Origin of the sequence: Massilia sp. YIM B02763 (genome assembly GCF_030412015.1) — a bacterium.
In the GTDB taxonomy this organism is placed as follows: Bacteria; Pseudomonadota; Gammaproteobacteria; order Burkholderiales; family Burkholderiaceae_D; genus Telluria.
Window position 1 is genome coordinate 440,542 of the sequence record NZ_JASNRD010000001.1, and the last position, 12,863, is coordinate 453,404.

Annotated in this window: 13 protein-coding genes and 1 tRNA gene; 3 read left to right on the plus strand and 11 right to left on the minus strand. The window is 63.5% G+C overall.

What is annotated here, in order from left to right:
- Positions 1 to 226 precede the first annotated feature (226 nt).
- The 10 genes from QPK32_RS01860 to QPK32_RS01905 form a co-directional block, all read right to left on the minus strand.
- A complete protein-coding gene (locus tag QPK32_RS01860) occupies positions 227 to 859 on the minus strand; it encodes a response regulator transcription factor (protein WP_036228513.1) in 633 nt (210 codons plus the stop codon).
- A gap of 190 nt (positions 860 to 1,049) precedes the next feature.
- The gene (locus QPK32_RS01865; protein WP_290411079.1) at positions 1,050 to 1,460 is read right to left on the minus strand and encodes a MerR family transcriptional regulator; all 411 of its coding nucleotides are present in this window, start codon (positions 1,458 to 1,460) and stop codon (positions 1,050 to 1,052) included.
- Positions 1,461 to 1,470: 10 nt separating this feature from the next.
- Entirely contained in the window at positions 1,471 to 1,839 is a 369-nt protein-coding gene (locus tag QPK32_RS01870) for an integration host factor subunit alpha (protein ID WP_290411387.1), read from the minus strand.
- Positions 1,840 to 1,995: 156 nt separating this feature from the next.
- The gene (pheT, locus tag QPK32_RS01875; RefSeq protein WP_290411080.1) at positions 1,996 to 4,419 is read right to left on the minus strand and encodes a phenylalanine--tRNA ligase subunit beta; all 2,424 of its coding nucleotides are present in this window, start codon (positions 4,417 to 4,419) and stop codon (positions 1,996 to 1,998) included.
- A gap of 154 nt (positions 4,420 to 4,573) precedes the next feature.
- Positions 4,574 to 5,590, minus strand: a complete 1,017-nt coding sequence (pheS, locus tag QPK32_RS01880) for a phenylalanine--tRNA ligase subunit alpha (RefSeq protein WP_290411081.1) — start codon at positions 5,588 to 5,590, stop codon at positions 4,574 to 4,576.
- A gap of 139 nt (positions 5,591 to 5,729) precedes the next feature.
- Positions 5,730 to 6,089, minus strand: a complete 360-nt coding sequence (gene rplT / locus QPK32_RS01885; protein ID WP_047826396.1) for a 50S ribosomal protein L20 — start codon at positions 6,087 to 6,089, stop codon at positions 5,730 to 5,732.
- Between the two features lie 22 nt (positions 6,090 to 6,111).
- A complete protein-coding gene (gene rpmI / locus QPK32_RS01890; protein ID WP_036228503.1) occupies positions 6,112 to 6,312 on the minus strand; it encodes a 50S ribosomal protein L35 in 201 nt (66 codons plus the stop codon).
- 322 nt (positions 6,313 to 6,634) lie between these two features.
- Entirely contained in the window at positions 6,635 to 7,186 is a 552-nt protein-coding gene (gene infC, locus QPK32_RS01895) for a translation initiation factor IF-3 (RefSeq protein ID WP_290411388.1), read from the minus strand.
- Positions 7,187 to 7,212: 26 nt separating this feature from the next.
- Complete coding sequence (gene thrS / locus QPK32_RS01900) at positions 7,213 to 9,123, minus strand: threonine--tRNA ligase (RefSeq protein ID WP_290411082.1); 1,911 nt, start codon at positions 9,121 to 9,123, stop codon at positions 7,213 to 7,215.
- 262 nt (positions 9,124 to 9,385) lie between these two features.
- Positions 9,386 to 9,462: transfer RNA gene (locus QPK32_RS01905), tRNA-Val, on the minus strand.
- Between the two features lie 264 nt (positions 9,463 to 9,726).
- Here QPK32_RS01905 and QPK32_RS01910 point away from each other — a divergent pair.
- From QPK32_RS01910 to QPK32_RS01920, 3 genes are all read left to right on the plus strand, one after another.
- Positions 9,727 to 10,638: a cation diffusion facilitator family transporter gene (locus tag QPK32_RS01910; RefSeq protein ID WP_290411083.1), complete on the plus strand. Its 912-nt coding sequence runs from the start codon at positions 9,727 to 9,729 to the stop codon at positions 10,636 to 10,638.
- Positions 10,639 to 10,732: 94 nt separating this feature from the next.
- Positions 10,733 to 11,725, plus strand: coding sequence for an NAD(P)/FAD-dependent oxidoreductase (locus QPK32_RS01915; RefSeq protein ID WP_290411084.1), 993 nt, complete (start codon positions 10,733 to 10,735; stop codon positions 11,723 to 11,725).
- Positions 11,726 to 11,774: 49 nt separating this feature from the next.
- Complete coding sequence (locus QPK32_RS01920) at positions 11,775 to 11,969, plus strand: hypothetical protein (RefSeq protein ID WP_290411085.1); 195 nt, start codon at positions 11,775 to 11,777, stop codon at positions 11,967 to 11,969.
- 3 nt (positions 11,970 to 11,972) lie between these two features.
- On the opposite strand, the gene QPK32_RS01925 is transcribed toward QPK32_RS01920, so the two are convergent.
- The gene (locus QPK32_RS01925; RefSeq protein WP_290411086.1) at positions 11,973 to 12,788 is read right to left on the minus strand and encodes an alpha/beta fold hydrolase; all 816 of its coding nucleotides are present in this window, start codon (positions 12,786 to 12,788) and stop codon (positions 11,973 to 11,975) included.
- Positions 12,789 to 12,863 lie beyond the last annotated feature (75 nt).

Below are 12,863 nucleotides of genomic sequence, written 5' to 3' on the forward strand. Positions count from 1 at the left end.
TTCCTTTCGCACAGCATTGCCTGGGCAAATCATTATAGACCGGGGAAAGTTGCCTCGGAGCTCTATTCACCTTTCTTACAAAAAATTGTGGCGTAATGACGACTAGAAAGTAACAATTCCACAAAGAAAAATTCTTCTCGACAACGGCTGTTAGCGCTTACATAAACGAAGGGCGATGATGGTGTGCCCATCATCGCCCCCGCGGCCGCTCGTCCGGTGGAACCGGTCAGTCGAGCAGATTGTTCTTCATGGCGTAATAGGTCAGGTCGCTGTTCGATTGCAGACCCATCTTTTCCATGATGCGGGTACGGTAGGTGGACACCGTCTTGATCGACAGCGACAGCGCATTGCCGATATCCGACACGGTTGCCCCCTTGGCCAGGCGCAGGAACACCTGGAATTCGCGGTCCGACAGCTCCGTGTGCAGGGCCGTGTTCGGATCGCGGTCGAAACTCTGTGCCAGCAGTTCGCCCACCTGCGAGCTGACGTAGCGGCGGCCCTGGTAGACGGTACGCACGGCGGTCTTGAGCTCGTCGGCGTCGCATTCCTTGTTCAGGTAGCCGTTGGCGCCCATCTTGAACAGGTTCAGCGCATATTGCTGTGCCGGATAGCCGGACAGGATCAGCACCGGCAGGTTCGGTTGACCCTGACGGATGGTACGCAGGATATCGATGCCGCTCTGGTCGGGCATGGCAATATCCAGCAGCAGCACGTCGCAAATCTCGCGGCGTGCGATGTCGAGGGCTTCGCGCCCGGTCGCCCCTTCGGCGACGACTTCGAATTCGCCCGAGGACGAAAAAATCTGTTTGAAACCTGCTCGAACTATCTGGTGATCGTCACAAATGGCAACGCGTATCATTGTCTTCCCTTAAATTTTCCTGAGGCAGGAAAGAACCGAAGCTGACGCCGCATCCCCCCCTGCAGGCATGCGTTCGAGTCAGCGACATTCGCAAATGACATTCTAGCACCTCCGAGGTGCAGAACAACAGGCACACACGCCTGAGCCGGACCGGCCTTGGCGAATGGGCGCAGATGAATGGACGCGGACCTCAGGCCGCCGTCGCGCCCTGCTTGAGCAGTGCCAGGATGGCGTGCAGTTCCTCGCGCAATTGGACCGGATCGACGGTCGGCACCGGCGCTGTGGCCGGTGCCGCTTCGACGGCCTCTTCCTGATGGCTGCGGCCGTCGAGCCGGTTGCGCGCGCCGCTGATCGTGAAGCCCTGCTCGTACAACAACTCGCGGATGCGCCGGATCAGCAGCACTTCGTGATGCTGGTAGTAACGGCGGTTCCCTCGGCGTTTGACAGGCTTCAGCTGAGTAAATTCCTGTTCCCAGTAACGCAGTACATGCGGCTTGACCCCGCACAAATCGCTGACCTCGCCTATCGTGAAATAGCGCTTGGCTGGAATCGGCGGCAATACGGTCACTTCCATCTTGGTCGGTCGGTCGTTCTGGGTCATCTCGGCTCAATCAGGCTGCACGCGCCAGCGAGGGGCTGCCGGAACCGGCCGGATTCGCCTCCTCGACCATGCCTTTCAGCTTCTGGCTGGCGTGGAACGTCACGACGCGGCGCGCCGTGATGGGGATCTCTTCCCCGGTTTTCGGATTACGGCCCGGCCGTTGCGGCTTGTCGCGCAACTGGAAGTTGCCGAAGCCGGACAGCTTGACCGCTTCGCCGCGCTCGAGCGCGTTGCGGATTTCATCGAAGAAGGTTTCGACCATGTCCTTGGCTTCGCGCTTGTTCAGGCCGACCTGCTCGAACAGCAGTTCGGCCAGCTCGGCCTTGGTCAGGGTCGGGAGTGCCTGCTCCGCTTCCTTGCGCACCTTGGCCACCTGCATCGCACGATGCAGATCGGCGGCCAGCGCTTCCTGGAACACGGCGGTATCGACGTCGTTGTTGTTAATTTTGCTGCCTCAGACAGTGTTTTGGTGGGGGCGCGGGCGGTTGCCCGCTGCCCCGGTCAGGCACGGTGCCCTTACAGACCCGTGCCCTTATCAAGCGCGAAGTTTCGCGCCCCGTTGTTGCGCCGCAGTAGCGAGCGCGGCCATGATGGCCTCGACCGCATCGTCTTGCAGCGTCGATTGAGTATCTTGCAAGCCAAAGCGGAAAGCAAGGCTTTTTTCATCCGATTCCAGGCCCTTGCCGCGATATTCATCAAATAAAACAACGGCTTGCACGAGCTTGCCGAGCGCGTTCGATGCCAGTTCGGCATGGAACGCGTCGATCAGCGCCTGGGCCGGCACGTCCTGCTTGACGACCAGCGCCAGGTCGCGCGTGGCGCCCGGGAACTTGGAAATCTCGGCATAGACGGGCACGGCACGGGCACGCAAGGCGTCCGCATCGACCTCGAACAGCACGGGCGCCTGCGGCAGGTCGTACTTCTGCAGCCAGCGCGGATGCAGTTCGCCGACGATGCCGACGACCTTGCCGTCGACCTCGACCGAGGCGGAGCGCCCCGGGTGCAGCGCCGGGTGTTCCGCCTTGGCGAAACGCACCGCGCGCGGCGAGAACAGCGCTTCCAGGTCGCCCTTGACGTCGAAGAAGTCGACGGCGCGGGTCGCGGCGCCCCACTGCTCGTCCACGGCCGGGCCGTAGGCGATGGCGGCGACGCGCTTGGGCTGGTCGAAGCCGGCCACGGACAGCGGACCGTCCTGGGCGGCGGCGTTGCGCAGGTACACGGCACCCACCTCGAACGCGCGCACGCGGCCGGCCTTGCGGTTCAGGTTGTAGCGCACGTTGGCGACCAGGCTGCCGATCAGCGTCGAGCGCATCACGCTCATCTGGCTGGCGATGGGGTTCTGCAGGCGGATCGGGTTCGCGTTGTCGGCGAAGTCCGTTTCCCACTGCTGCTCGACGAAGCTCATGTTCACCACTTCCTGGTAGCCCAGGTCGGCCAGCTGGCGGCGGACGGCGAACAGCGAGCGGGTGTTTTCCGGCTCGATCAGCATGGCGCTCGGCGCGACCGGGGGCAGCGTCGGGATGTTCTCGAAGCCGTACACGCGCGCCACTTCCTCGATCAGGTCTTCCTCGATCTCGATGTCGAAGCGGTAGGACGGCGCGGTGACGCGGAACAAACCCTCTTCCCGTTCGAACGGCAGGTGCAGGCGCGTGAAGATGTCGGCAACCATGTCGTCGGTGACGGGCACGCCGATGACCTTGGCGGCGCGCGCCGTGCGCAGCGTCACGGGCTTGCGCTGCGGCAGGTTCGGGGCCTGGTCGTCGACGGGGCCGACCTTGGTGTCGGCCGTGCCGCAGATCTCGACGATCAGCGAGGTCAGGCGCTCGATGTTGTCGACGGTGCCGGCGAAATCGACGCCGCGCTCGTAGCGGTGGGCGGCATCGGTCGAGAAGTTGTAGCGGCGCGCGCGGCCCTGGATGGCGCTGGGCCACCAGAACGCCGCTTCCAGGTAGATGTCGGTCGTGTCCAGCGTGACGGCGGTCGAGTCGCCGCCCATGATCCCGGCCAGCGATTCGAGCTGCTTGTCGTCGGCGATCACGCCGACCCATTCGTCGACCTCGATGGTGTTGCCGTTCAAGAGCTTCAGCGATTCGCCCTTCCTGCCCCAGCGCACGTCGATGCCGCCGTGGATCTTGGCCAGGTCGAACACGTGCGAAGGCTGGCCCATTTCGAGCATCACGTAGTTGGAGATGTCGACCAGGGCCGACACCGAGCGCTGGCCGCTGCGTTCCAGGCGGCGCTTCATCCATTCCGGCGTCGCGGCGCGGGCGTTCAGGCCGCGGATCACGCGACCGCTGAAGCGGCCGCACAGCTCGGGCGCGGAGACCTTGACCGGCAGCACTTCGTCGGTCGACACGGGCACCGGACGGAATTGCGCCACGGTGAGGGGCTCGCCCGTCAGGGCCGACACTTCGCGCGCCACGCCCAGCACGGACAGGCAGTCCGCCTTGTTCGGGGTCAGCTTGATGGTGAACTTCAGGTCGTTCAGCTGCAGGTAGTCGCGGATGTTCTGGCCGACCGGCGCATCTTCCGGCAGCTCCATCAGGCCGCTACCCTCTTCCGAGATCTTCAGTTCCTTGGCCGAGCACATCATGCCCTGCGACTCGACGCCGCGCAGCTTGCCGACCTTGATCTCGAACGGCTTGCCGTCCGCGCCCGGCGGCAGCACGGCGCCGGCCATCGCGCAAATTGCCTTCATGCCGGCGCGCACGTTCGGGGCGCCGCACACGATGTTCAGCAGCGTACCCGTGCCGACGTCGACCTGGCACACGTTCAGGCGGTCCGCGTTCGGGTGCTTGGCGACTTCCTTGACTTCGGCGACGACCACGTTCGAGAACGGCGGCGCGACGGCTTCGACTTCCTCGACCTCCAGGCCGGACATCGTGAGCAGGTGGGCCAGTTCGTCCGAATTCATCTTCGGATCGACCATGGTACGGAGCCAGTTTTCAGAAAATTGCATATCAATGCCTTTTAGAGGTCTTAAGTTTGCTTTTCAAATGGCTTCAGAAACCGTAGCGAGCGGACTCAGTTTCGTTCGAGAAGCGCAGTCGTACTTGAGTACGACGAGCATCGCAGGACGAAAATGTGCCCGCGCAGTGGGTTTATGAAGCCATTTAGTTGAACTGTTTGAGGAAGCGCAGGTCGCCCTCGTAGAACAGTCGCAGGTCGTTGATGCCGTAGCGCAGCATCGTCAGGCGCTCGAGGCCGGAGCCGAACGCGAAGCCGATGAATTTCTCAGGATCCAGGCCGAAGTTGCGCACGACGGTCGGGTGCACCTGGCCGGCGCCCGACACTTCCAGCCAGCGGCCTTTCAGGGGGCCGGAACCGAAGGCGATGTCGATCTCGGCCGACGGTTCGGTGAACGGGAAGTAGGACGGACGGAAGCGAACCTGCAGGTCGTCGGTCTCGAAGAAGGCCTTGACGAAATTGAGGTAAACGCCCTTCAAATCGGCGAAGCTGATGTCCTCGCCGATCCACAGGCCCTCGACCTGGTGGAACATCGGCGAGTGGGTGGCGTCGCTGTCGACGCGGTAGGTGCGGCCCGGCGCGATCACCTTGATCGGCGGGGTATGGGTGCGGGCATAGCGCACCTGCATGGGGCTCGTGTGGGTGCGCAGCAGCAGCGGCTTGCCCGTGCTGTCCTGGCCTTCGATGTAGAAAGTGTCCTGCATCGAACGGGCCGGGTGGTTTTCCGGGCTGTTCAGCGCGGTGAAATTGGTCCAGTCGGTTTCGATCTCGGGGCCGTCGGCCACGTCGAAACCGATCGAGCGGAAGATCTGTTCGACCCGTTCCCAGGTGCGCATCACCGGGTGGATGCCGCCCATCGAGCGGCCGCGGCCGGGCAGCGTGACGTCGATCGATTCGGCGTTCAGTCGCGCCATCAATTGCGCGTTGGCCAAGTCCTCGCGGCGGGCGGTCAATGCCTGTTCGATTTTTTCTTTGGCAGCATTGATCAGGGCGCCCTGGGCCTTGCGCTGATCCGGGTCGAGCTTGCCGAGGCCCTTCATCAGTTCGGTCACCTGGCCGGTCTTGCCCAGGTATTTCGCTTTTGCGTTTTCGAGCGCGGCAGCGTCCTGGGCGCTACTGAAATCGGATTGGGCCGAGACGACGAGTTCTTCCAGCGAGTTCATGGATATTCTTTTCCTGTTTTGATGGCGGGAGGCGCCAGAAACAAAAACAGGGCATCGGTCTGTTCAACCTTTGCCCCGTCCTTTGCGCAGCGCCGGCCTTGCGGCAGCGCGCTGCTGTATTGCTTGTTGCTGACGCGTATCAGGCAGCCAGCTTGGTCTTGACGGTGTTCACGATAGCGGCAAAAGCCGGCTTGTCGTTGACAGCCATGTCGGCCAGGACTTTACGGTCCAGTTCAATCGCGGCTTTCTTCAGGCCGTTCATGAAGGCGCTGTAGGTCATGCCGTGCGAACGCGAAGCCGCGTTGATACGGGTGATCCACAGTGCGCGGAAGACGCGCTTCTTGTTGCGACGGTCGCGGTAGGCGTACTGGCCAGCGCGCATGACTGCTTGCTTGGCAATACGGAATACCTTGCTGCGACGGCCACGATAGCCTTTGGCAAGTTCAAGAACCTTCTTGTGACGGGCACGTGCAGTAACCCCACGTTTTACTCGAGGCATGGTAGCTCCTTAAGATGTGAGATTAAACAGCAGACGGCATCATGCGGTAGACGCTCTGGACGTCCGACGCGTTGATGTTACGGGTGCCACGCAGCTGGCGCTTGTTCTTGGTGGTCTTCTTGGTCAGGATGTGACGCTTGAACGCCATACCCGATTTCACGGTACCACCCGGGCGCACGCGAAAACGCTTCTTCGCGGAGCTTTTGGTTTTCATTTTCGGCATAGTCTTCTGCCCTTCTACAGGCAGCCTCATATGTAACAGGATTGCAGGTGGCAGCAACGCTGCTCTTGGATGCCTGCTTTCACTTGTTTCTGCAGCAGAAGCGAGTCCACTACAGTCTTGCTTTCCCGCATCAGCAAACACGGGAACCGCAGATTCTAGCACAAGTTTGGCCGGAATAGGTAAATCTCAAAAGACGCAGGGTGGACGACTCCGACGTCCACGCGGTAAGAGGCAGGGGCTCCGATACCGCACACGATACCGGAGCCGCCAACCATCACCGCGTGGACGGCGAGCCGTCCACCCTACATATCAACGCGAAGAACTATTTCTTCTTTTTCGGCGCAACGACCATGATCATCTGGCGGCCTTCCAGCTTCGGGAACTGCTCGACCTGGCCGTACGGCTCGAGGTCGCCGCGCAGGCGTTCCAGCATGCGTGCGCCGATGTCCTGGTGGGCCATCTCGCGGCCGCGGAAGCGCAGGGTGATCTTGGTCTTGTCGCCCTCTTCCAGGAACTTGATCAGGTTACGCAGCTTGATGCTGTAGTCGCCTTCGTCCGTACCAGGACGGAACTTGATCTCCTTGACCTGGATGATCTTCTGCTTCAGCTTCGCTTCGTGCGCTTTCTTCTGTTCCGAATACTTGAACTTGCCGTAATCCATCAGGCGGCAGACCGGCGGGACCGCGTTCGGCGCGATCTCGACCAGGTCCACGTTTTTCTCTTCGGCCAGACGAAACGCTTCGGCCAGGCTCACGATGCCCAGAGGCTCATTATCGACACCATTCAGGCGCATTTCCGGATGGGTGATTTCGCCATTGATGCGATTTTGCGACTTGTCAGTAGCTATGTTGTTTCCTTTGAAAGTATGAGTAATCGGGCCGTCTCAAGGCGGATGGTGCTTTACTTCGCCTTGGATGCTACCTCGCTCTGGAGGCGTTCCAGCAGCGCATCGATCGACATCACGCCGAGATCGACATTGCCGCGTGCGCGAACGGCCACGGTGTTTGCATCCCGTTCTTTATCGCCGACAACTAAAATGTACGGCAGTTTTTGGACGGAATGTTCACGGATTTTATAGGTAATCTTCTCGTTTCGCAAATCAGCGTGAACGCGGAGGCCGGCCGCTTTCAGCTTGGCTTCGACCTCCTTCACATAAGATGCTTGCGCATCCGAAATATTCAAGACCGCGACCTGGACCGGCGCCAGCCAGAGGGGCAGCGCGCCCGCATAGTTCTCGATCAGGATGCCGATGAAGCGCTCCATCGAACCCACGATCGCGCGGTGCAGCATCACGGGCACCTTGCGGGTATTGTCTTCCGCAACATATTCGGCGCCCAAGCGGCCCGGCATCGAGAAGTCGACCTGCATGGTGCCGACCTGCCACGGACGGCCCAGGCTGTCCTTCAGGTGGTACTCGATCTTCGGACCGTAGAAGGCGCCCTCGCCCGGCAGCTCGGTCCAGGTCACGCCGCAGCCGCGCAGCGCCGAGCGCAGCGCCTCTTCGGCCTGGTCCCAGACTTCGTCGGAGCCGATGCGGTTTTCCGGACGCAGCGCGATCTTGACGTCGATATTGTCGAAACCGAAATCCTCGTACACCTTCATCGCCTGGGCGTGGAAGGCGGTCACTTCGCCCGCGATCTGCTCTTCGGTGCAGAACACGTGGCCGTCGTCCTGGGTAAAGCCGCGCACGCGCATCAGGCCGTGCAGCGCGCCCGACGATTCGTTGCGGTGGCACTGGCCGAACTCGCCGTAGCGCAGCGGCAGGTCGCGGTAGGAACGCAGGCCGGCGTTATAGATCTGCACGTGGCCCGGGCAGTTCATGGGCTTCAGCGCATAGGTGCGGTTTTCCGACTCGGTCGTGAACATGTTTTCACGATAATTATCCCAGTGGCCGGTCTTCTTCCACAGCGACACGTCGATGATCTGCGGCGCCTTGACTTCGTCGTAGCCGGTCACCTGGTAGGTCTTGCGCATGTACTGCTCGACCTGCTGCCAGATCGCCCAGCCCTTCGGGTGCCAGAAGATCAGGCCCGGGGCCTCGTCCTGGAAGTGGAAGAAGTCCAATTGCTTTCCGAGTTTCCTGTGGTCGCGCTTTTCCGCCTCTTCCAGCATGTGCAGGTACTGCTCCTGGTCTTCCTTTTTGGTCCAGGCAGTGCCGTAGACGCGCTGCAGCATCTCGTTCTTCGAGTCGCCGCGCCAGTAGGCGCCGGCCAGCTTCATCAGCTTGAACACCTTCAGCTTGCCGGTCGACGGCACGTGCGGGCCGCGGCACAGGTCGGTGAACTTGCCTTCCGAATACAGCGATACGTCCTCGTTCGCCGGGATCGAGGCGATGATCTCGGCCTTGTAGTCCTCGCCGATCGACTTGAAATAGGCGACGGCTTCGTCGCGCGGCAGCACCTTGCGGGTCACCGGCTCGTCCTTCTTGGCCAGCTCGACCATTTTCTTCTCGATGGCCTGCAGGTCTTCCGGGGTGAACGGGCGCTTGTACGAGAAGTCGTAGTAGAAACCGTTCTCGATGACGGGGCCGATGGTGACCTGCGCCTCCGGGAACAGCTCCTTGACGGCGTAGGCCAGCAGGTGGGCGGTCGAGTGGCGGATGACGTCCAGGCCTTCCGGATCCTTGTCGGTGACGATGGCCAGGTCGGCATCGTGGTCGATCAGGAAGGAGGTATCGACGACCTTGCCGTCGACCTTGCCGGCCAGCGCGGCCTTGGCCAGGCTCGGGGCGATGCTGGACGCCACCTGGGCGACGGTCACCGGGCCTTCGAATTGACGGGTGGAACCGTCGGGGAGACGTACATTCAACATTGTGAGCTCCATGTCGGCGCCGTTGCGCCCGTTGATATTAGAAGAATTGAAACTAAAATAATTTGGACGAAAAAAAACGCGCACCAGGCGCGTTTCATTCAGTGTTGTCGTGTTTCTCGAGACAAAAGCACACCTTACCGCGTCTAGCGATTCCCCCACAACTGCGTTGTAGTTCGCGGTGTCATAACCGTTTGCGCCTTTCTCGCTCTTACTGACGACAAGAGCGGAAAACCGAAGTTCCCCGCGCTCGTCTTTGGTGTTCTGGTGGGCGGTGCAGAATTCGAATCTGCGACCCCTTGGATGTCGACCAAGTATTCTAACCAGCTGAACTAACCGCCCGTATGCCGCTATTATAGGGAGAATCATGCGATTTCGCAAGGTCATGCGTTTTGCAGGACAACATGAGGCAGGCGTGGACTCTGCCAACATGACGCAGGCGTCACGCGTGGACTCTGCCAACATGACGCGGGTGTCACGCGTGGACTCTGCCAACATGACGCAGGCGTCACGCGTGGACGGCGCACATGCTGCGTCACCGCGAGCCGCGGGGTGGAGCCGTCCACCCTACGGTATACTCTGCGCTCCGCATTTCGATTGTTTTCCATGTCCGACCAGTCCGCCTCCGCCCACCTGCACGCCCACCTCGACGGCGACGCCCGCCACGGCCATACCATCGAAGGCCGCAGCCAGAAGGCGATGGGGCTGGCGCTCGGCCTGACGCTGCTGTTCGCGCTGATCGAAGCCGTTACCGGCGTCATGTCGAATTCGCTGGCGCTGATCTCGGACGCCGGCCACATGGTCACCGACGCGGCCGCCCTGGGCCTGGCGCTGCTGGCCCAGCTGATCGCCAAGCGGCCGCCGTCGGCGCGCCATTCGTTCGGCTTCGTGCGCGCCGAGGCGCTGGCCGCCTTCGTCAACAGCCTGGCGATGCTCCTGCTGGTCGCCTGGATCGTCTACGAGGCGGCGCAGCGCCTCGTGCATCCCGAGCACGTGCAGGGCGGCGTCGTGTTCGTCGTCGCGGCGATCGGCGGCTGCATCAATATCCTCGTCGCCTGGGTCCTGTCGCGCGACGAGCAGAGCATCAATACCCGCGCCGCCCTCGTCAACGTGCTGGGCGACCTGCTCGGCTCGGCCGCCGCGATCGCCGCCGGCGCCATCATCCACTTCACGGGCTGGGTGCGCATCGACCCGATCCTGTCGATCTTCGTCTCGCTGCTGATCCTGCGCTCGACCGTGGGCATCCTGCGCGAGTCCTACCACTTCCTGATGGAAGGCGTGCCGCACCACATCGACTACGTGCAGGTCGGCACCGACCTGGCCGCCGTGCCGGGCGTGTCTTCCGTGCACGACCTGCACGTCTGGGACATGTCGCCGGGCGAGCCGGCCCTGATCGGCCACGTGCAGGTGGCCGACCTGGCCGCCTGGCCCGAGGTGCTGGAAGCTGCCAAGGCCATGCTGCGCGAAAGGCATGGCATCGACCACGTGACGCTGCAGCCCGAGACGCACAACCACTGATCCGTGCCGGCGGCGCCGCTGTAAGCCCGCTCCGACCCGGCCGCGGCACGCGCGCCGATAGCCCGGCCTTATCCGGCCTGCGGATAATCGGTGCATGTCCACGCACCCACATGCCCCCCAATCACATGTCCACGACACGCTGGTCGTCGGTGGCGGCCCCGGCGGCCTGACCGCCGCGATCTACCTGCGCCGCTTCACCCGCGACGTCGCCCTCGTCGACAAGGGCAACAGCCGCCTGCGCCTGATCCCGGTCTCGCACAACTACCCCGGCTTTCCCGAGGGCGTGCCCGGCACCACGCTCCTGGGCAATCTCACGGCCCAGCTGGAACGCTACGGCGGCACGGTGACGCACGGCGAGATCCTCGGCCTGCGCATCGAGGATGGCGTGTTCGTCGCCGACTGCCTGCCCGAGGGCGCCCCGGACGACGCGCGCCGCGAGATCCGCGCCCACACGGTGCTGCTGGCCACCGGCGTGGCCGACGCGGGACTGCCCATCGAAATGTGGCGCGAGGCGATCGCCTTCGGCTCCGTCCGGCTGTGTCCCGTGTGCGACGGCTTCGACGTGATGGACAAGCACATCGCCGTGGCGACCTCGGAAGTGAATCCGGTCGGCCATGCGCTGTTCATGCGCACATTCAGCGCCGAGGTCACGCTGTTCGAGCGCATGTCGCCCACGGCGCTGACGGACGACGACCGCCGCCGCCTGGCGGCCGCCGGCGTGCGCCTGGTCGATTCGCCGCTGCTGTCGGTGACGCTGGACGCGTCGATGAAGCCCGTGCTGCACACGGAAGACGGGCAGGAGCACGGCGCCGACGTGTTCTACCCGATGCTGGGAGAAAACGCCCGCTCCGGCCTGGCGGCGAAGCTGGGCGCGGAGACGGCGCAGTGCGAGGAAATCGTGGTCGACGTCCACGGCGCCACCTCGGTGCCGGGCCTGTACGCGATCGGCGACGTCACCGTGGGCCTGAACCAGATCGCCGTCGCGACGGGCCAGGCAGCAAGAGCCGCCACCCACATCCACAACCGCCTGCCGCCGGCATTGCGCACGGCGTCCACGCGGCCGCCCTCGCCCGGCACGACGATGTAAGCTCACCGTCATCGACCCGATACCGACACCGATACCAACAAGGACCACCATGGCGGCAATCGACCTCTCCGATTACACCCTCGGCGAACTGAAAGGCCTGCTGTTCGACGTCGAGCAGGCCATCAAGGCGCGCCGGCGCCAGGAACTGCAAGGCGCCCAGGCGCGCATCGCCGAGATCGCGCGCGATGCCGGCATTCCCATCGATGCGCTGCTGGATCGCGCGAAAGGCCGGCGCACGTCCTGATGCTTACTTGGCCGTCGCCGCTTCCTCGATCAGCTTCGCCACCTCGGCCGGGTGGGACACCATCACCACGTGCGAGGCGCCGTCGACGGTGACGGTGTGGCGCGACTTCGCGCGCTCGGCCATGAAGGCCATCGCCGCCGGCGGGATGTTCTTGTCCTGCTTGCCGTAGATCGACCACGACGGAATCTTCTTCCACGCCGGCTCGCCCGATGCCTCCTTCAGCGCCGCATCGGTCACGGGGCGCTGGCCGGCGGCCATCAGCACGGCCTTGGCGTGGGGCACGTCGGCGGCGAACTGGGCCGGGAATTTCTGCTGGTCGATGTACAGGTCCGCGCCTCCGCCCGCCAGCGGCACCGGCTTGGCCAGCGCCGGCCCCAGCGTGCTGCCCGGGAACTTGTTGCTCAGGTCGAGTGCGCTCTCGCCCTTGTCCGGGGCGAACGCCGACACGTAGACGAGCGCCTTGACGTTGGCCTGGCCGTTGGCCGCGGCGGTAATGACGGAGCCGCCGTAGGAGTGCCCCACCAGCACGACGGGGCCGGCCACGCTCTTGAGCACGGAGGCCACGAACTCGGCGTCGCCCCTCACGCTGCGCAGCGGATTGGCCGCGCCGATCACGCGGTAGCCGTCGGCCTGCAGCTTGGCGGTGACGCCGTCCCAGCTCGACGAGTCGGCGAAGGCGCCGTGCACCAGCACGACGGTGGGCTTGGCGGCGCCGCCCTGGTCGGCGGCGTGGGCGGCGGCCGGCAGGCCGGCGCCGAACAGGAGCGGCAGCGCGGCGGCAGCCAGCAGGGTGATGTTCTTGATGTTGTAGGTATTCATGGAGGGCTCCTGGCAGTGTCGGCGCCGCCGGATGCGGCGCAAGCAAACCATGCTAGCAGCCGTGCCCGGCGCCGC